This is a genomic window from Bacillus sp. REN10 (genome assembly GCF_016820555.1).
Classification (GTDB): Bacteria; Bacillota; Bacilli; order Bacillales; family Domibacillaceae; genus Bacillus_CE.
Map to the genome: position 1 here is coordinate 1 of NZ_JADHDW010000010.1, position 20422 is coordinate 20422.

Here is a 20422-nt window from a genome sequence, read left to right on the forward strand (position 1 = left end):
AGATGTTTGACTTGCTCATAAAATAAAATTTGAATTAACGTTGACGTTTATTTTGTTCAGTTTTCAATGTTCAATTCCTGTCACCCTCAAGCGACTTCTATAATATATCACCTTATTTTAATACCGTCAATAGATTCTATAACTTTTTTATAAAAAAATTTGCTTTACTAAAGATAAAAAGGGAGAGGGCTTTTTCAAGCGCCACTCCTGCAATCATATTAAAGTTGATATATTACAAAATCTCTTCTATATAAAGCTCTCTCATTTTTTCTAAATCTACAATACTGTTATCTCCAGAAAGTTGCACTAATGGTCTCGTTGGATACTGTTGCTTCATAAAAAATATGTTCCCACGTTGACCATTAGATAGTCGTACAGCTGTTCCGGGACCCATTTTCATAAAAATAGAAATTAAAGCTTTTACTGCTTTTATATCAAACTTACCGAAATAATCCTCTTTTATTATTTCAAGTGCTTTAAAAGGAGGGACGTGACTTTGATCCTCTTTTGGAGCCGTTAACTCGTAAAACGTATCCGCTACTGCCACAATTCGTGAAAGTGGATGAATCTTTTCCCCTTTATCTCCCATAGAATATCCGGTGCCATCTAGTCGCTCATGATGCTGGAAAATAGCAATCTTCGCTTCTTGTTTCAATAATTTTAATTCCTTCACCATATTGTAACTATGTAAAGGGTGCTTTCGCAGTTCTTTTTCATTTTCGTTAGTAGAGACTTTCAATATGCTCGTAGGCACTTTAGCTAAACCACAATCAGCTAACACGCCTGCAAGAGCAGCTTGAATAATCATTCCATTTTCAAAATTTAATTTCTCAGCAATACTACCGCTCATTAATCCAACAGCAAGAGGATGGTGAAAACGATAATGCCCGCTTGTCCATTTATGCAGATGAAGGAAAAGATCAGAATTTAATCGAACTTGCTCAAGTAAAGGCAGGATAATTCCTCGAATTTTCACTATATCTATACTCATTCCAGCTTGCCATTTAAGGAATTCTTTATTGTATTGTTGTTCACCTTCCATGTACTGTTTTGAAAATTCTTCCTGTGAAAAATCGAGTGTAACTTTCAGCGAACTCTTTTCATCTGTTACTTCAGGTAGAGTCGAACCATCTATTTGAACATCTACTTCCTTGATCAAAAAAGCTTTTAACAATTCAATGTGGCGGTCCGTTAAGATTGTATTTTTAGCAATTAAGGGGCAGGATGTTTTACCCATAACATCATCTTGCAATACATACCCCGCTTGCAGATCCTCTACTTTTATATACATAGGCCCAATCTCCAAGTTTTTATTTCTATTCTACCAAATCATTAGAGAAAGGAGGAATATAATTTTTAAATCTGTTTACTTATAGCAAGAAAGCCTGGTTATTAAAAATACATAACCAGGCTTTCTTACTGTTATTCAAAAGATTCATCTTCTTCTATCATCTCTTCTTGCGTTTCTTCTTTGGCAATTTTAGCGACAGTAGCTACCGTCTCATTATCGTCTAGTCGGATCAGCTTTACACCTTGCGTGTTTCTTCCGGTAATGGAAATATCATTTACATCCATTCGGATGAGGACACCACCGAGAGTAATTAGCATTAAATCTTCTTCACCAGTAACAGTTTTCACCGCTACAAGAGAGCCATTCTTTTCAGTGATATTACATGTTTTCAATCCTTTACCGCCTCTTGTTTGAATACGGTACTCAGTTTCAAGCGTGCGCTTTCCGTAGCCATTTTCGGTAACGATGAGAATATAGCCATCTTTCTCTAACAGTTCCATTCCGACAACAGCATCGTTCGATGAGAGCTTGATTCCTTTCACACCAGTAGAGACACGTCCCATTTCACGTACATCTTCTTCAGCAAAGCGAATCATCATGCCATCCTTTGTCCCCATAACAATCTGCTGCTTTCCATCTGTCAAACGTACAGAAATTAATTCGTCGTCTTCTTTTAAATTCAAAGCTCGCAAACCATTGGTCCGAATATTGGCATAATCAGCAAGCAATGTCCGTTTGACGATACCTGATTTTGTAGCAAAGAACAAGTACGAATCTGCTGTGAATTCTTTAACACGAATCATCGTGTTCACCCACTCATCTTTCTCCACTTCTAACAAATTAATAAGTGGAATTCCTTTCGCTGTTCGGCTATATTCAGGAATTTGATATCCCTTTAAGCGATATACCTTCCCTTTGTTTGTAAAGAACAGAATTGTATCATGAGTCGATGTCGTTAGTAAATGTTCAACAAAATCATCTTCATTTGTTCCCATTCCTTGAATGCCGCGACCTCCGCGTTTTTGGCTTCGATAAGTAGAAGCTGGCAAACGTTTCACATAGCCGTTATGGGTTAATGTCACAACGACTTGCTCCCGCGGAATAAGGTCTTCATCCATAATCCCTTCCACACCAGCATCCATGATTTCTGTGCGTCGCTCATCGTTAAAGCGCTGTTTAATTTCTAATAGTTCTTCGCGAATAATCTCCAATATTTTTTCTTCATCTGCTAAAATCGCTTTTAATTCAGCGATTAACACTAATAGATTTTGGTATTCATCTTCAATTTTTTCTCTTTCTAATCCTGTTAAACGCTGCAGACGCATATCAAGAATAGCTTGTGCTTGCTTTTCGGATAGAGAAAAATTGTCCATTAACCCTTGTCTGGCGATATCCGTTGTTTGTGAACTGCGAATAAGCGTGATGATTTCATCAATGTGGTCGAGCGCAATACGCAGCCCTTCTAAAATATGAGCTCTTGCTTCCGCTTTCCTTAGCTCAAACTCTGTTCGTCGGCGAATAATCACTTTTTGATGTTCAAGGTAATGATGCAAACATTCTTTCAGATTTAACACTTTTGGTTGGCCATCAACAAGCGCCAATAAATTAATTCCAAAGCTTGTCTGCATAGCAGTATATTTATATAAATTATTTAAAAGTACGCTGGAGTTCGTATCTTTACGGACTTCCATCACGATCCGCATTCCTTTGCGGTCAGATTCGTCACGCAAATCAGTAATGCCTTCAATTTTCTTATCGCGTACAAGTTCAGCAATTTTTTCAATTAATTTGGCTTTGTTCACTTGATAAGGAAGCTCTGTGACAATAATGGTTTCCTTGCCGCTTGCTTTTTGTTCGATTTCTACTTTCGCCCGAATAACGATGGAACCTTTACCCGTTTCATAAGCCCGACGAATGCCACTTCTCCCCATAATCATACCTGCTGTTGGGAAATCCGGCCCTGGAATATACTCCATCAGCTCAAGCACATTCAAATCTGGATTGTGACTTAAAGCAACAATTCCATCTATTACTTCCCCAAGCTGGTGTGGTGGAATATTGGTGGCCATTCCTACAGCGATACCGGACGTTCCATTAACTAATAGATTAGGGAATCTAGCTGGAAGAACAGCCGGCTCTTTCTCCGATCCATCATAGTTATCTTTATAATCAATGGTGTCTTTATTGATGTCACGTAATAGTTCCATCGAAATTTTAGACATGCGCGCTTCTGTGTAACGCATCGCAGCTGCTGCATCGCCATCGACAGATCCGAAATTTCCATGACCATCAACAAGCATGTAACGATAGCTAAAATCTTGCGCCATCCGCACCATGGTGTCATATACAGCTGTATCGCCGTGAGGATGGTACTTACCGATTACTTCACCAACGATACGAGCAGATTTTTTGTATGCTTTATCAGCCGTCATGCCAAGATCATTCATGGCGTATAAAATACGGCGGTGAACAGGCTTTAATCCATCTCGTACATCTGGCAAAGCACGAGAGACAATGACGCTCATCGCGTAATCTAAAAAGGATGAGCGCATTTCTTTACTAATATTAATCTCTTTTACTTGAGAGTTAGGCGTTTCAGCCATTTTCAAAGACCTCCTTTAACGGACACTTATAGAAAGAGAGACAGGATAGATTCAATCTATCCTGCTTATAAAGCAGCCTTTACGGGCATTATATATCTAAGTTTTTTACATAGAGAGCGTTTTCTTCGATAAATTGACGACGGGGCTCCACTCGATCCCCCATGAGAATTTCAAACGTTTCATCCGCCTCAATAGCATCTTTTAAGCTTACTTGAAGTAATGTTCTTGTCTCAGGATTCATCGTTGTTTCCCAAAGTTGTTCTGGATTCATCTCTCCAAGACCTTTATAACGCTGAAGTCCTGGTTTCGTATTTTCAGGCAGCCCAGCAAGAATCTCTTCTAATTGACGATCATTGTAAGCATAATCGATCTTTTTCCCTACCGTCACTTTATATAAAGGCGGTTGAGCAATATAAACATACCCCGCTTCAATGAGCTGTCTCATGTAGCGGAAGAAAAAAGTAAGCAACAATGTACGAATATGTGCACCATCAACATCAGCATCTGTCATGATCACTAACTTATGATAACGAGCTTTAGAAACATCGAAGTCTTCTCCAATACCCGTACCTAAAGCAGTTATAATGGTACGAATCTCATTATTAGACAAAATTTTATCCAATCTTGCTTTCTCTACGTTAATAATCTTTCCGCGTAGGGGTAAAATTGCTTGGAAATGACGATCGCGTCCTTGCTTCGCTGATCCACCCGCTGAATCTCCCTCAACAACATAGAGTTCACTAATTTTCGGATCACGCGAAGAACAATCTGCTAATTTTCCTGGTAAACTAGATACTTCTAAAGCGCTCTTTCTACGCGTTAATTCTCTCGCTTTTTTTGCAGCAAGCCGTGCACGAGCAGCCATCAGCCCTTTATCAACAATTTTACGAGCAACAGCTGGGTTTTCTAGCAAAAAGGACTCAAACCGAGCAGAGAAAACAGAATCCGTCACAGTTCTTGCTTCAGAATTGCCCAATTTCGTTTTCGTTTGTCCTTCAAACTGAGGATCTGGATGTTTAACCGATACAATGGCTGTTAATCCTTCACGCACATCTTCTCCAGACAAGTTCTGATCTGCTTCTTTAATTAATCCGTGCTTGCGGGCATAATCATTAATGACACGAGTTAAAGCAGTTTTAAACCCGGATTCGTGTGTTCCACCTTCATGGGTATTAATATTGTTAGCAAAAGAATAAATATTGCTAGTGAATCCCTCATTGTATTGTAAAGAGATTTCTACAGATATGCCTTCTTTCGTTCCTTCCATGTAAATCGGTTCGCTATGAATGACTTCCTTCGTGCGGTTTAAATGTTCAACATAAGATTTAATTCCGCCTTCATAATGATATTCATTGATTTTGCCTTCCTCTCGCTTATCCTCAATGATGATTTTAATGCCGCGGTTTAAAAAGGCAAGTTCACGAAGACGGTGCGCTAACGTATCATAATCATAGACTAATGTTTCCGTAAAAATTTCAGGATCTGGACGAAAGTGAATTGTTGTACCTGTATGATCTGTTTCCCCAATTACTTTCAGATCTGCTTCAGGAGCACCGCGTCTATAAGATTGATAATAAATTTGGTCATCTCGATGAACGTATACTTCTAGTTGGGTAGACAGTGCATTAACAACAGATGCACCCACTCCATGAAGGCCTCCAGATACTTTATATCCGCCGCCTCCGAATTTTCCGCCGGCATGAAGTACTGTTAAAATAACCTCTACAGCCGGGCGGCCCATTTTTTCATGAATGCCGACTGGAATTCCACGGCCATTATCTTTTACTGTAATGCTATTATCTTCTTCAATTGTTACACGAATTTCATCACAGTAGCCTGCTAGTGCTTCATCAATACTATTATCTACAATCTCCCATACAAGATGGTGCAAACCTTTTCCGCTTGTTGAGCCAATATACATCCCTGGCCGCTTTCGAACAGCTTCAAGACCTTCTAAAACTTGTATCTGGTTTTCATCATAAGAAGGCTGGTTCGTTGTATTATGTTGTTCCATAGTCAAATTCATTCACCTGCTCTTTCTTCAAAAACCTTCAGCAAAGTCTGTTATACTTCAGGCTTTTGCAAATAATTATCAAATATTCTCTTTTTTAATGTGTTTGATGAAAACGCCGAAAGATATAATTGGTTGTCTATACCGACAATCGATTTACAATTTTCATTTTTTAATAAAGCGTCATCATAAATAATGTCGATTGTTTCTTAGGATGTTAAATCTATTATTTCATAATCAGCAATCGCGATTATGTCATTTACTTGAAGAATGATGACCTCAACGTGAACATACATGGGCTAAATCCTCACTTTATTTGTGTCATCGTTCCAGCTTCAACTGTAAAGGTGGACGCTTCTTGCAAAGTTTGGTGATTGATTCCTTCTGTGCTTGTCGTCGTAACGAATGTTTGAACTTTTCCCTGAATTGTATTTAGCAAATGAGACTGGCGATAATCGTCAAGCTCTGACAATACATCATCCAATAAGAGAATAGGGTACTCCTTGATTTCAGAATGGATCAATTCAATCTCCGCTAATTTCACAGATAGTGCCGTCGTTCTTTGTTGTCCTTGTGAGCCAAATGTTTGAACATTCTTGTCATTGACATAAAAGACAAGATCGTCTCTATGCGGACCACTAAGGGTCACTCCTCGTTCAACCTCTTTCTGTCTTTGCAAATGATATTTTTCCTCGAATATACTTACCATTTTCGACCAATCGTTCTCTTCTGATACCCCAACAGACGGTTCATATGCAATATTTAATTGTTCTGTTCCTCGGGAGATGCCAGAATGAATAGCACTTGCCCAGTCTTGAAGTAAGTGAATAAACTCAAAACGTTTTCTGACAATTTTCACAGCGAGATCAATCAACTGTTCCGTCAACACGTCGAGCATGGTGTAATCCGTTGTTTTTTTGATTTGCAATTGCTTTAAATAGTGATTTCGCTGTTGGAGCACTTTATGATATTGACTAATCTCGTGAAGATACACTGGTGAGACTTGCCCAATTTCCATATCTATAAAACGCCTTCTTACTTGAGGATTCCCCTTCACAAGATGAAGATCCTCAGGCGCAAACATGACAACGTTCATATTCCCGATATATTGACTAAGACGCTGCTGCTCTAAATGATTGCACTTCGCTTTCTTCCCTTTTTTAGAAATAATTAACTCCAAAGGGACGGAATTTCGAGATTTTTCTACTCTCCCTTTTATTTTAGCATACTCCGCTTCCCAGCGAATTAAATCTTTATCATTAGAGGTGCGATGAGACTTTGCCATAGCAAGCACATAAATAGATTCCATAACATTTGTTTTTCCTTGAGCGTTTTCGCCAAGAAAAACATTCACTTTATTTTCAAATTGCATATCTAAGTTCAAATAGTTTCTATAATTTTCTAATTGCAATTCCTTAATGTGCATGAGCAAAACACCCTTTTGTTTTATGAATCCGCTATAATAAAAATACCAAATCCAGGGATTTCTATTTGATCTCCTACCCGCAATTTTCTACCTCGGCGCTGATCTAATTCTCCGTTCACATACACTTCATGCTCACTCAAGAACCACTTAGCCATCCCACCTGTTTGAATTACTTCAGCCAGCTTTAAAAACTGCCCAAGAACAATATATTCCGTTTCAATCACTACTCTATTTTCCATTTTTCATCACTGCCTTCGATTGAATTCTCTAATACTTTATTTTACTAAACTTTTCACATTAACACAAAGATAGAAAAGCGGAAGCAGCCGTTGAGACTCGGCAGACATAAGATGGACCGCCGTAGTGGCGTTCTTTGCCACGTAGGCGTGACAGCTTATGTCCGAGAGTCTGGCTGCTATAGCTGGACAGGAAAAGCGGAAGCAGCCGTTCGGCCACTTACGAAAAAAAGAAGGCTGCCCAGCTTTGGGAAACAGCCTTTTTCTCATTGTTTATGTCTTTAAGAGAATTAATACGTTCTAACAGGCAAAATTAACTGTAACGTTGAATCGTCATGTTGCGGACGAATGACAAAAGGTCTCATCGGGCCTGCGAATTGAATATTAATTTCTGTTCCTTCAAGTGCTTTCAGTGCGTCCATCATATATTTAGCACTAAAAGAGATTTTCAGATCTTCCCCTTCTACCGCTTGACTGCGCACTTGCTCTGTCACTTTACCGATTTCAGGAGAATTGGAAGAGATTTCAATCATTTCATCTCCAATCATGGAAAGTTTTACAACATTATTGCGTCCTTCTCTTGCTAATAAAGAAGCCCGGTCAATAGCTTGTAAAAATTCTTTAGAGTTTAACTCTAATTTAGTTTTGCTATCTGTAGGGATTAAGCGGCTTGTATCAGGATAGTTTCCTTCTAAAAGTCTAGAGAAAAACAATAAATGTTTCGCACGGAACAAAACTTGATTTTCAGTAATAACAATTTCAACTGCATCTTGGCTATCATCTAAAATTTTGCTTAATTCGCTTAAGCTCTTTCCTGGAATCACTACGTTATATTCTGCATCTGACATTGTTTCAACAGCCGCTTTCCTTAAAGCTAATCGATGACTATCTGTTGCAACACAGCTCAAGGTTCCATCTTCAATCCGCCAGTTGACACCTGTCAAGATGGGGCGTGTTTCTGAGGTGGACACGGCAAATACGGTTTGTCGTACCATCGCTTTCAACAAATCAGTAGGCAATTTGAATACTTCCTCTTCCTCAATTCTTGGCAGATGAGGGTATTCGTCTGGATCTAGTCCATTTAAGTTAAATTCAGCTTGACCAGAACGAATCACTGTTTGAAAAGATGAAATGACTTCGATTTCAATCGTATCAGAAGGCAATTTTTTCACAATCTCATTAAAAAAACGAGCATTTAATACAATGGATCCTGTTTGTTTAATATCGGCTAGAACTATCTCGTCTTCTTCTTTTGGGATAAAAGATTCAATTGAAATATCAGAATCGCTACCTGTTAATTTAATTCCCTCTGTACCTGCATCTATTTTTATTCCTGTCAAAATGGGAATCGTGGTTCTTGAACTGATCGCTTTTAAAACATCTTGCACACTTTGAGCAAATCGATCTTTTTGAATAGAAAATTTCATTTCTCTGCCTCCTGCTTTTTTAGAATAATTGCTTTTCTAACTGCATATATTAATTATTTTATATTAAAAAATAATAGTAGTACTAGTAGGGGTTGTGAATATGTGGATAACCCTATAGAACGAAAGTAAATACAGTCTATCCACATGTGGACAGACTGTTTGTAAAGTCAGCTAAGTTATTCACATTATTAAGATTTTAAAATGTTTTGGATTTCTTTCACATTGTATTGAAGTTGGCTATCCGTTTCTAATAATCTGGAGATTTTTTCGTGAGCATGGATGACAGTCGTATGATCACGGCCTCCAAATTCTTCTCCTATTTTAGGCAACGAAAAATCAGTCAGCTCTCTAGATAGATACATCGCAATTTGTCTAGGGAAAGCGACGGATTTCGTTCGTTTTTTCGCTTTAAAATCCTCAAGTTTTACGTTGTAATGTTCTCCAACGACCTTTTGAATATTTTCAATGGTGATCGTTTTTGGTTTCGAGCTTGGAATAATATCTTTTAACGCTTCTGCTGCAAGATCGGCATTTACGTCTTTATTGATTAATGAAGAATAAGCGACCACTCGAATAAGTGCCCCTTCAAGCTCGCGGATATTCGTATCTATTTGATTGGCAATATAGAGCATCACTTCATTTGGAATGTCTAGATTATCGGCTTTCGCTTTTTTGCGCAAAATAGCAATTCTAGTCTCCAAGTCTGGTGGTGTGATATCAGTGATTAATCCCCATTCAAACCGAGATCGAAGACGGTCCTCTAGTGTTGGAATTTCTTTAGGAGGACGATCACTTGAAATGATGATTTGCTTACTTTCTTCATGCAACGTGTTAAACGTATGGAAGAATTCTTCCTGTGTTTGTTCTTTGCCAGCAAGAAATTGAATATCATCAATTAACAGAACATCAACATTGCGATAACGATTGCGGAAATCAACCGCTTTATTGTCCCGGATGGAGTTAATAAATTCATTAGTGAACTTTTCCGATGATAAGTAAACAACCTTTGCCCCTGGATTATGTTCAAGAACATAGTGGCCGATTGCATGCATTAAATGGGTTTTGCCTAATCCGACTCCTCCGTAAATAAAGAGTGGATTATAAGCTTTTGCAGGTGCTTCAGCAACAGCTAAAGAGGCCGCATGGGCAAAACGATTTCCTGAACCAATAACGAACGTATCAAATGTGTATTTGGGATTCAGCATACTTTGCGGAAATTCGTGTGTATCTTCTTTTTGTTTTTTTTGTTTTTTAGTACTAGAGACATCAAATTCCTCAGATTCTTGATTTTCTGGGATGATAAAGCGCACGGCTAATTGTTCCCCAGTAATCTCTCCAATCACTCCGGAAATTAACTGCGAATAATGTCCTTCTAACCAATCGCGTGCAAAGTCATTGGGTGCAGTAATTGTAATAGAGTTTCCTTGTAGCGAATGAGCTTTTGTAGATTTCAGCCAAGTGTCAAAGCTGGGTTTGCTAATTTTTTTCTCTATACTTTGCAAAACCTTACTCCAAAGATCGTCGATGTTTTCCATTGTCCCCCTCCTTTTGTTGATTTGTACAACCTTTGTTTAAGCACTTCGAGCGCAAACTTATATTTATGCAACCCTTTGGTTGTGAGTAAATATATAATAATGAAAGTAATAGTTTTTCGACACAGTTCACAAGTTGTGGATAAACTTTTTCAGACATGCTGAATATCTTTTCCACAAACTATTCACATGTTGTGGATAACTATAAATCCATAATAACTCATCCAGAGTGAAAACAAAATAATAATAGCAGATAATTAGAGTAGTTGCAATGAGTTTAAAAAATTATCCACAGTCCTATCCAGTTGTGAAAAAAACTTTTCCACAGGGGTGCGTTTGTGAAAAAGTTGTCGATAAGACTTGTGGATAATGAGAAAAGATGCTGACAACTATCCACAGCTATACAAAGAATAAAACAATAACAAGCTGAGATGCCAAGATCTAAAGATTTTTGGAGAAAAGTTCAGTGCGAAAAAATTTACAACAATTAAATACAAGAATTAAAATTGTAGAGAAGTGGTTGACAGAATAAAACTTCATCTTTATAATCAAAAAGACTGTCTTTAACGATTAAATTTTACCGATCCTTTAGGGAGGTGTTTTATAATGAAAAGAACTTACCAACCAAATAAGCGTAAAAGAAGTAAAGTTCACGGTTTCCGTAGCCGTATGAGTTCTAAAAACGGCCGTCGTGTACTAGCTCGTCGTCGTGCTAAAGGAAGAAAAGTATTATCTGCATAGGCCACTGAAAAATCTCAGTGGTCTTTTTTTTCTAATAGCTCTGTTAAACAAGAATGTTGATTGTTGTCTCATGTATGAAATAAACATCAACACTACTCTTTAACAGAGTCTTTTTAATCAATTCATTTATTTACTATATGTTTGAGCAGGTGGCTAGACTGATGAAAAAGACGTTTCGAATTAAGAAGAATAGTGAATTTCAATCCGTATTTAACGGCGGAAAGTCATTTGCCAACCGACAGTTTGTGGTATATATGTACAAATCCGAACAAAAGGTACCTTTTCGGATTGGCTTATCTGTAAGTAAAAAGATCGGTAATGCGGTCACACGCAATCGGATTAAGCGCTACATTAGACAGAGTTTTACAGAACTAAAAGAACAAATTCAACCTGGTTTTGATTATGTTGTTATTGCTAGGAAGCCAGCAGCTGAAATGACTTGTCTTGAAGTTAAGAAAAGTATGGTTCATGTATTAAAACGAGCAAAAGCATTAAATGTAAATCATCCTAAATATAAAAATGAGGACTGAAAAGAAAGTTGACAGGGGGAATAATAGTTTGAAACGGAAGATCTTCACCCTAGCCTTCCTTGTGGCAACTATGATGTTGTTATCTGGCTGTACAGAAGTAAATCAAGAGATTACGCCAGAAAGTAAAGGCTTTTGGAATGAATTTGTCGTTTACCCGCTTTCTCAAGTAATTATAAAGACGGCAGATATGGTAAACAGCTTTGGTTGGGCGATTATTATTGTCACGATCCTTATTCGTCTAATTATTTTGCCATTAATGATCAAACAGACGAAAAATACGAAAGCAATGCAAGCCATTCAACCAGAAATGCAGCGAATTAAAGAGAAGTATAAATCGAAAGATGCTGTTTCTCAGCAAAAAATGCAGCAGGAAACGATGGAGCTGTTTCAAAAACATGGCGTCAATCCGTTAGCGGGATGTTTTCCATTACTTGTTCAAATGCCAATCATCTTTGGCTTCTATCAAGCGATTATGAGAACAGAAGCAATTAAACATGACAGTTTCTTGTGGTTCGATCTTGGCGCGCCAGATCCGTTCTTTATTCTGCCGCTTGTTGCAGGTGTAACAACATTCCTGCAACAAAAGCTCATGATGGCAGGAATGACGGAGCAAAATCCGCAAATGGCGATGATGCTTTGGTTAATGCCAATCATGATTATTATCTTTGCAGTCAACTTGCCAGCGGCTTTATCTTTATACTGGGTGGTAGGTAATATATTTATGATTATTCAGACGTTAATTATTAACAAACCTAGTACAAGCAAAACTGCTTCAGCAAGCAAATAAAAAATCATGTGCAACCAAATGAAAAAAGAGGTATCCCTGATATAAAAATGGGTTACCTCTTTTTTGCGGTAGGTGTAATGAAACAATCATATTCATTCATGCCAAACGACTATAGGGTCTGCTTACATATTTTATTGTTATCCACACATGAATAAGTTAAAATAGTAACGGTTAAAAAGAAGGGTGTGGATAAATCAGTTGCTTTTTAAAACATTTATCCTATGTTATTCTAATGATTTAAGGTTAAAACGTTTACGGTTTATATAAATGAGCACAAACGAAGAAAGAGGTGAAGAACATGGAATTTGATACAATAGCGGCCATTTCAACTCCTATGGGAGAAGGAGCGATTGCGATTGTCCGTTTAAGTGGAGAGGAAGCCATTGCCATTGCCGATCAAGTATTTAAAAGCCCAAGCGGGAAATCTTTGAAGGAAGTAGATAGCCATACGATTCATTATGGACACTTAATCGATCCGAAAACAAACCAAATCGTGGAGGAAGTCATGTTGTCTTTAATGAAAGGGCCGAAGACATTTACGCGCGAAGATGTAATTGAAATTAACTGTCATGGGGGGTTAGTGTCTGTTAATCGTGTACTTCAGCTTGTTCTGAATCAAGGAGCCCGTCTAGCTGAGCCTGGAGAGTTTACAAAACGGGCTTTTTTAAATGGCCGTATTGACTTATCACAGGCGGAAGCCGTGATGGACTTAATTCGAGCGAAAACAGACCGGGCAATGAACGTTGCGCTCAATCAAATGGAAGGGCGTCTTTCGAAGCTGATCCGCAAACTTCGTCAGGAGATTCTTGAGATTCTTGCCCACGTAGAGGTTAATATTGATTATCCGGAGTATGATGATGTGGAAGAAATGACGCATCGAGTGCTGCTTGAAAAATCAACCCATGTAAAAAGTGAAATCGACAAATTACTACGTACATCTGAACAGGGAAAAATTTTGCGTGAAGGATTATCTACTGTGATTATCGGACGTCCTAACGTTGGAAAGTCATCGCTACTGAATGCCCTTGTCCATGAAAATAAAGCGATTGTAACCGATATTCCTGGGACGACGCGCGATGTAATTGAAGAGTATGTAAATGTGCGTGGGGTACCTCTTCGATTAGTCGATACAGCTGGGATCCGTGAAACAGAAGATATTGTTGAACGAATTGGCGTCGAACGTTCTCGGCAAGTCTTAAAAGAAGCCGACTTGATTTTACTCGTGTTAAATTACTCTGATCTGTTAACAATGGAAGATGAGAATTTATTTGAAGCCGTCGCGGGCATGGATGTCATTGTCATTGTCAATAAAACGGATTTAGAGCAAAAAATTGATATGGATCGAGTGAGAGAACTAGCGCGTGATAAGCAGCTTGTGACAACCTCCTTACTAGAAGAACAAGGAATTGATGAACTAGAAGAAGCCATCTCCTCCCTGTTCTTTTCAGGCTCGATTGAAGCAAGTGATATGACATATGTATCTAATTCGCGTCACATTGCTTTATTAAATCAAGCGCTAACAGCGATTACCGATGCGATTGAAAATACAGAAATGGGTACACCAATTGATATTGTTCAAATCGATTTAACGAGAACGTGGGAGCTATTAGGTGAAATCATTGGTGAAAGCGTTCATGAAAGCTTAATTGATCAACTGTTTTCACAATTTTGTTTAGGAAAATAAAAAATAAAGGAGGAGATCGTTATGGCACAATATGAAGCCGGTCAATATGATGTGGTTGTTGTTGGAGCAGGCCATGCGGGAGTTGAAGCGGGGCTGGCTGCTGCTCGCATGGGTGCAAAAACACTGATGGTAACGATTAATCTAGATATGATCGCGTATATGCCGTGCAATCCATCAGTTGGCGGACCAGCAAAAGGGATCGTTGTTCGTGAAATTGATGCGTTGGGCGGAGAAATGGGAAAAAACATTGATAAAACCCATATTCAAATGCGAATGCTGAATACAGGAAAAGGACCAGCTGTACGCGCGTTAAGAGCGCAAGCGGATAAAGTTCTTTACCAGCAGGAAATGAAAAAAACGATCGAAAATGAAGAGAATTTAACATTAATTCAAGGCATGGTAGAACGTTTAATTGTGGAAGATGGAGAATGCCGTGGCGTCATCACACAAACGGGTGCTATGTATTATTCAAAAGCGGTTATTATTACAACGGGAACATTTTTACGCGGAGAAATCATTATCGGGGATTTAAAATATTCCAGCGGACCGAATAACCAACAGCCATCGATTCGCCTGTCCGATCATTTAAAAGAGCTTGGCTTTGACCTTGTACGCTTTAAAACAGGGACTCCGCCACGTGTAAATAGCCGCACAATCGATTACAGCAAAACAGAAATTCAACCGGGTGATGATGAGCCGCGGGCCTTCAGCTATGAAACAACCAAATTCATCACCGATCAATTACCGTGCTGGTTAACTTACACGAATGAGGAGACACATGCGATTATCGGTGAAAATCTTCATCGTTCACCTATGTTTTCTGGCATGATTAAAGGAAGAGGGCCACGCTATTGTCCGTCGATTGAAGATAAAGTTGTTCGTTTTAACGATAAACCGCGCCATCAAATCTTCCTTGAACCAGAAGGACGAAATACAGAGGAAGTATATGTTCAAGGGCTTTCCTCCAGCTTGCCGGAAGATGTGCAATACCGCATGTTGAAAACCATTCCTGGATTGGAAAAAGCTCAGCTAATGCGCGCTGGCTATGCGATTGAATATGATGCAATGGTGCCAACGCAGCTTTGGCCAACGTTGGAAACGAAAAAAGTAAAAAATCTTTATACAGCTGGCCAAATTAATGGAACGTCTGGTTATGAAGAAGCAGCTGGCCAAGGATTAATGGCTGGAATTAATGCCGCTTGCCGTGTGCTGAATAAAGAAGAAGTTATTTTAAGCCGTTCTGATGCCTATATCGGTGTGTTAATTGATGATTTAGTGACGAAAGGGACGAATGAACCGTATCGTTTGCTGACGTCTCGTGCTGAATATCGCCTTCTTCTTCGTCACGATAACGCGGATCTTCGCTTAACAGAAATTGGTCATCAAATTGGCTTAATTTCACAAGAGCGTTATGATCATTTTACGAAGAAGAAAACAGATATTGCCGGGGAAATAGAGAGATTAAAATCAATCATTATTAAACCGAACGAAGCCACACAAACATTAATTCGTGAAGCAGGCGGAAGTGAGTTAAAAGATGGGATTCGTGCAGCAGACTTACTGAAACGTCCAGAAATGACTTATAAACATATTAAACAGCTTGTTCCAGCTGATGTGGAAATGGGCGCTGAAGTAGAAGAACAAGTAGAAATTCAAGTTAAATATGAAGGTTATATTGAAAAATCACTTCAGCAAGTAGATAAATTGAAAAAGATGGAAAATAAGAAAATTCCTGAAGACATTGATTATGACGCCATTAGCGGGTTAGCAACAGAAGCTCGCCAAAAACTCATTGAAGTTCGGCCGCTATCAATTGCTCAAGCTTCCCGGATCTCAGGAGTCAATCCGGCAGATATTTCAATTTTGCTTGTTTACATTGAACAAGGTCGGATTGCTCGTGTAGGAAATGAACTTTAGTGAAGGGATGAGTGAAGCCATGAATCAAGAACAATTTTTAAAGCTACTTGAGGAGAAAGGAATCCACCTTTCCTCCTCTCAGCTTGAGCAATTTGACTTATATTATAAGCTGCTCGTTGAATGGAACGAAAAGATGAATTTAACGGCCATTACAGAGAAAGAAGAAGTATATTTAAAACATTTTTATGATTCATTATCAGCCGCCTTTTACTATGATTTTTCCGGAGAGTTAACCATTTGTGATGTTGGAGCAGGAGCGGGATTTCCAAGTATTCCATTAAAGATTGCTTTTCCGAACTTGCGTGTTAATATTGTTGATTCTTTAAATAAACGAATTACCTTTTTAAATCATTTAGCGAACGAATTAAAATTAGAAAATGTCCATTTTTTCCATGATCGTGCTGAAACATTTGGTCAGCTTTCAGAACATCGTGAGCAATATGACATTGTGATGGCGCGGGCAGTGGCAAGAATGTCTGTATTAAGTGAATTATGCTTGCCGCTTGTGAAAAAAGGCGGTGTGTTTCTTGCGATGAAAGCAGCGAGTGCAGAAGAAGAACTGCAAAGCAGCAAGAAAGCTGTTACCGTGCTTGGTGGCAAAGTACAAGACATCCACTCGTTTATGTTGCCAATGGAAGAAAGTGACCGCACCATTATGGTAATCAAAAAAGAAAAAAATACGCCGAAAAAGTATCCAAGAAAACCAGGCACACCAAACAAATCACCAATCGAGTAAAGTTGTCCACATGTGGACAACTTTACTTCACATAAGCATGGTGTAAAATGAAGAAGGAACATGATAAGTGTAGAGAGAATACGTATACAGGGAGTTTGTTAAAGGTGGTGTAGGGATCATGAAGCATCCTTTCTCTCGTTTTTTTAACTTAGGAGAAAAAACAGCTGAAGAACAGCCTGGGAAACCGTTAGCCAAGGGAGAAAACATCAAAAAGATTCCGGTTTCCGAAATAGTTCCCAACCGTTTTCAGCCAAGAACAATATTTGATGATCAGAAAATAGAAGAATTAGCTCGGACCATTCATACTCATGGAATCATTCAACCAATCGTTGTTCGTGAAATGGGAGATGGCCGCTATGAATTGATTGCTGGCGAACGTCGTTGGCGAGCCGTACAAACATTAAATTGGGAAACTGTTCCTGCCATTATCAATAATATGAGCGATACAGAAACAGCTTCCGTTGCCTTGATAGAAAATTTACAAAGGGAAGAGTTATCGCCAATTGAGGAAGCATTAGCTTATGCGAAATTACTAGAGCTTCATCAATTAACGCAAGAAGCCCTTGCCCAGCGTCTTGGAAAAGGACAATCAACGGTAGCCAATAAGTTACGTCTACTAAAGCTCCCTCAAGAAATACAAGAGGTGCTTATGAACAAGCAAATAACTGAACGCCATGCTAGAGCATTAATTCCGCTGAAGGATGCCGAAAAACAAATTCAACTGATGAATGAGATGATTGAAAAACAATTAAATGTGAAGCAAGTAGAAGATCGAGTGGCCCAAATGCTAACCGTATCGAAGGAAGCGCCGAAACCTCGCCGCAAAGCTTTTAGTAAAGACGTCCGAATTGCAGTGAATACGATCCGCCAGTCTTTATCGATGGTGTCAGACAGCGGAATTGATTTGAAGTCACAAGAAGAAGAATTTGATGACTTTTATCAAATTACGATTAAAATACCGAAGAAAAAATCGCAAGGGTGAATGACCAGAGATGGACTTCACCCTTTTTATTTATTGAGATTTAAAGAATTTGTCTGTGGAATGATAACGAAAGAGGGTATATTTGTTAAAATAGAGAAAACATAGTTTCAAGGGATAAGAGAAGGTAGGTGGTTCAAATGGGAAAAGTCATTGCTATCGCTAATCAAAAAGGCGGAGTAGGTAAAACGACAACATGTGTGAACTTAGGAGCCTGTTTAGCCTTTTTAAACAAGAAAGTGTTGTTAATTGATATCGATCCTCAAGGAAATGCAACAAGCGGTTCGGGCATCGAAAAAGGAGAAGTCGAGCATTGTATTTACGATGTATTAGTCGACGATGTGGATATAGCCGATACGATTAAACCAACAGAAATTGAGCATTTTTTTGTTGTGCCAGCCACCATTGCACTTGCTGGCGCAGAAATTGAACTTGTACCAACCATTTCAAGAGAAGTTCGTTTAAAACGCGCATTAGAAGAAATTCGTGAGGAGTACGATTATATTATCATTGACTGTCCACCCTCACTTGGGTTACTCACTATTAATGCGTTAACAGCAGCGGATTCAGTCATTATTCCTGTGCAATGTGAATACTATGCACTTGAAGGCTTGAGCCAGTTACTGAACACCGTGCGGCTCGTTCAAAAGCATTTAAATCAAGACTTATATATTGAGGGCGTACTTTTGACGATGTTGGATGCCCGCACAAACTTAGGGCTTCAAGTGATTGAAGAAGTAAAAAAATACTTTCAAGATCGAGTCTATCGGACGATTATTCCTCGAAATATACGCCTGAGTGAAGCACCGAGTCATGGTCAACCAGTTATTTTATATGATGCTCGTTCACGGGGAGCAGAAATGTATACAGATTTTGCAAAGGAGGTAGCTGCTAGTGGCTAAAGGATTAGGAAAAGGAATTAATGCCATTTTCAAAGACTTAGAACCTGAAAATGAAGAAGCTGTGAAGGAAATAAAGTTAAAAGAGTTACGTCCCAATCCTTATCAACCTCGTAAAATATTTAACGAAGAAGCTATAGAAGAATTAAAAGCATCGATTATTGAGCATGGGATTTTACAGCCCATTATTGTTCGTCAAAGTATTAAAGGATATGAGATTGTCGTTGGAGAAAGGCGCTTTCGAGCAGCAAAAGCTGCTAACTTAGAAAAGGTTCCCGTTGTTGTTCGCAAGCTCTCTGATCAGCAAATGATGGAGATGGCTCTTTTAGAAAATCTTCAACGTGAAGATTTAACTACGATAGAGGAAGCTACTGCTTACCAAACATTAATGGAAAGACTAGACTTCACACAAGAACAATTAGCACAGAGAATGGGAAAAAGCCGCTCACATATCGCTAACTATGTTCGCTTGCTGACATTACCAGAAAAAGTACAACAATATATTATGGATGGAAAACTATCGATGGGTCATGGCCGAGCACTCGTTGGGCTAAAAAATAAAGAGAAAATAACCCAAGTAGCTGAACAAACGGTCAAAGAACACTTAAATGTCCGTCAGTTGGAGAAAATGATTCAACAAATGAATGAAAATGTTCCACGTGAAACATTGTCTTCGAAGCAAGACAAAAATCCTTTATTAAAAGAAAGAGAAGAAATCTTGCGTGAACGATTTGGTACAGCTGTTCATATTAAACAAACGAAAGACCAACAAAAAGGAAAGATTGAAATTGAATTTGTATCTGTCGAAGATTTAAACCGTATTCTTGATTTGCTTAATTAATGAGCTGCCAATACTCGGCAGCTATTTTTTATGAATGGACTGCTCTTCTACTTTTAACAACGAAGGCTGACGGTATTCCTGCTTAATCAAGGGCTGAGCAGTTAAAAGCTGATAGCGAACCCCTGCTTTTACGATGCCATTAGCAATGATTTTGGCCATGCTCATCACTAAATGGAGCCGGGTATTTTGTAAAACGAAAAACTCCATAAATCCGCTGACATTAACTGTTCCAGTAATATGAATGTCGCCTACAGCCGGCAGTTCCTTTTTCACTCCCGCCCCGGGTTTAACGGGTCCGTTTCCTAATTGGATATTTCCAATCGTTTTTACTGTACCTAAACAAGCATCTGCTCCGATAATAAAAGGCTGTTGATGCTGTTCATGAATAAGAGATAACTTGTCAGAAAGATTCACAGCATGTACAGGGTGTTCCAATGTCCCATACACATGAAAGCTAGGTAATAGTTTTTCTGAAAGCAGCGTGCCGATCAGTGGACCTAGGGAATCACCAGTTGACCGATCTGTACCAATAAAAGCAAAAACGATCGGGCGGGTGCCGGGTAGCGGCAGTAAAGACAGCAAGTGCTCAGCTACTATAGACGAAGCTTGTTGTTCTGCATAATGAATAGTTAATGAGTCAGGTTTGCGATCAAACATTTTTTTAAGATTCATATCACACCTCCTGCAGATTATAGTAAGAGTATACGGAAATCCTTTATTTTCTATACATCAATCCATAAGAAAAGTCAGAATTTTATATCAAATAGACATTACTACAAATT

At 38.7% G+C, this 20422-nt stretch carries 18 protein-coding genes; 10 read left to right on the top strand and 8 right to left on the bottom strand.

Annotated elements, in window-relative coordinates; all coding sequences use genetic code 11:
• Positions 1-232 precede the first annotated feature (232 nt).
• From IRB43_RS13270 to yaaA, 5 genes are all read right to left on the bottom strand, one after another.
• Positions 233-1291, bottom strand: a complete 1059-nt coding sequence (locus tag IRB43_RS13270; RefSeq protein ID WP_203363976.1) for an HD-GYP domain-containing protein — start codon at positions 1289-1291, stop codon at positions 233-235.
• A gap of 131 nt (positions 1292-1422) precedes the next feature.
• On the bottom strand, positions 1423-3894 hold the full coding sequence (gene gyrA, locus IRB43_RS13275; RefSeq protein ID WP_203363977.1) for a DNA gyrase subunit A: 2472 nt from the start codon (positions 3892-3894) through the stop codon (positions 1423-1425).
• Positions 3895-3982: 88 nt separating this feature from the next.
• Positions 3983-5908 (bottom strand): DNA topoisomerase (ATP-hydrolyzing) subunit B, encoded by a 1926-nt coding sequence (gene gyrB / locus IRB43_RS13280; protein WP_203364091.1) that lies wholly within the window; start codon positions 5906-5908, stop codon positions 3983-3985.
• A gap of 304 nt (positions 5909-6212) precedes the next feature.
• Positions 6213-7331 (bottom strand): DNA replication/repair protein RecF, encoded by a 1119-nt coding sequence (recF, locus tag IRB43_RS13285; RefSeq protein WP_203363978.1) that lies wholly within the window; start codon positions 7329-7331, stop codon positions 6213-6215.
• Between the two features lie 20 nt (positions 7332-7351).
• A complete protein-coding gene (yaaA, locus tag IRB43_RS13290; protein WP_203363979.1) occupies positions 7352-7570 on the bottom strand; it encodes a S4 domain-containing protein YaaA in 219 nt (72 codons plus the stop codon).
• Positions 7571-7681: 111 nt separating this feature from the next.
• Here yaaA and IRB43_RS13295 point away from each other — a divergent pair, with 111 nt between their 5' ends.
• Positions 7682-7852: a hypothetical protein gene (locus IRB43_RS13295; protein ID WP_203363980.1), complete on the top strand. Its 171-nt coding sequence runs from the start codon at positions 7682-7684 to the stop codon at positions 7850-7852.
• A gap of 5 nt (positions 7853-7857) precedes the next feature.
• Here the strand turns inward: IRB43_RS13295 and dnaN are convergent, their stop codons facing one another.
• A complete protein-coding gene (gene dnaN, locus IRB43_RS13300) occupies positions 7858-8994 on the bottom strand; it encodes a DNA polymerase III subunit beta (protein WP_203363981.1) in 1137 nt (378 codons plus the stop codon).
• Positions 8995-9182: 188 nt separating this feature from the next.
• Positions 9183-10529: a chromosomal replication initiator protein DnaA gene (dnaA, locus tag IRB43_RS13305; protein ID WP_203363982.1), complete on the bottom strand. Its 1347-nt coding sequence runs from the start codon at positions 10527-10529 to the stop codon at positions 9183-9185.
• A 603-nt stretch (positions 10530-11132) separates the two neighbouring features.
• On the opposite strand from dnaA, the gene rpmH reads away from it, so the two are divergent.
• From rpmH to IRB43_RS13350, 9 genes are all read left to right on the top strand, one after another.
• A complete protein-coding gene (gene rpmH / locus IRB43_RS13310; RefSeq protein ID WP_049665949.1) occupies positions 11133-11267 on the top strand; it encodes a 50S ribosomal protein L34 in 135 nt (44 codons plus the stop codon).
• 161 nt (positions 11268-11428) lie between these two features.
• Complete coding sequence (gene rnpA / locus IRB43_RS13315) at positions 11429-11797, top strand: ribonuclease P protein component (RefSeq protein WP_203363983.1); 369 nt, start codon at positions 11429-11431, stop codon at positions 11795-11797.
• Positions 11787-12584 (top strand): YidC family membrane integrase SpoIIIJ, encoded by a 798-nt coding sequence (spoIIIJ, locus tag IRB43_RS13320; RefSeq protein WP_203363984.1) that lies wholly within the window; start codon positions 11787-11789, stop codon positions 12582-12584. Before rnpA ends, spoIIIJ begins: the two co-directional genes overlap by 11 nt.
• 298 nt (positions 12585-12882) lie before the next feature.
• Complete coding sequence (gene mnmE / locus IRB43_RS13325; RefSeq protein WP_203363985.1) at positions 12883-14268, top strand: tRNA uridine-5-carboxymethylaminomethyl(34) synthesis GTPase MnmE; 1386 nt, start codon at positions 12883-12885, stop codon at positions 14266-14268.
• Between the two features lie 21 nt (positions 14269-14289).
• Entirely contained in the window at positions 14290-16185 is a 1896-nt protein-coding gene (gene mnmG / locus IRB43_RS13330) for a tRNA uridine-5-carboxymethylaminomethyl(34) synthesis enzyme MnmG (protein ID WP_203363986.1), read from the top strand.
• A 19-nt stretch (positions 16186-16204) separates the two neighbouring features.
• Positions 16205-16921, top strand: coding sequence for a 16S rRNA (guanine(527)-N(7))-methyltransferase RsmG (rsmG, locus tag IRB43_RS13335; RefSeq protein WP_203363987.1), 717 nt, complete (start codon positions 16205-16207; stop codon positions 16919-16921).
• 118 nt (positions 16922-17039) lie between these two features.
• Positions 17040-17903, top strand: coding sequence for a nucleoid occlusion protein (noc, locus tag IRB43_RS13340; RefSeq protein WP_203363988.1), 864 nt, complete (start codon positions 17040-17042; stop codon positions 17901-17903).
• A 137-nt stretch (positions 17904-18040) separates the two neighbouring features.
• Positions 18041-18802, top strand: a complete 762-nt coding sequence (locus IRB43_RS13345; RefSeq protein ID WP_203363989.1) for a ParA family protein — start codon at positions 18041-18043, stop codon at positions 18800-18802.
• Entirely contained in the window at positions 18795-19640 is an 846-nt protein-coding gene (locus IRB43_RS13350) for a ParB/RepB/Spo0J family partition protein (RefSeq protein ID WP_203363990.1), read from the top strand. Before IRB43_RS13345 ends, IRB43_RS13350 begins: the two co-directional genes overlap by 8 nt.
• A 21-nt stretch (positions 19641-19661) precedes the next feature.
• On the opposite strand, the gene yyaC is transcribed toward IRB43_RS13350, so the two are convergent.
• Positions 19662-20312, bottom strand: coding sequence for a spore protease YyaC (gene yyaC / locus IRB43_RS13355; RefSeq protein ID WP_203363991.1), 651 nt, complete (start codon positions 20310-20312; stop codon positions 19662-19664).
• Positions 20313-20422: the final 110 nt, after the last annotated feature.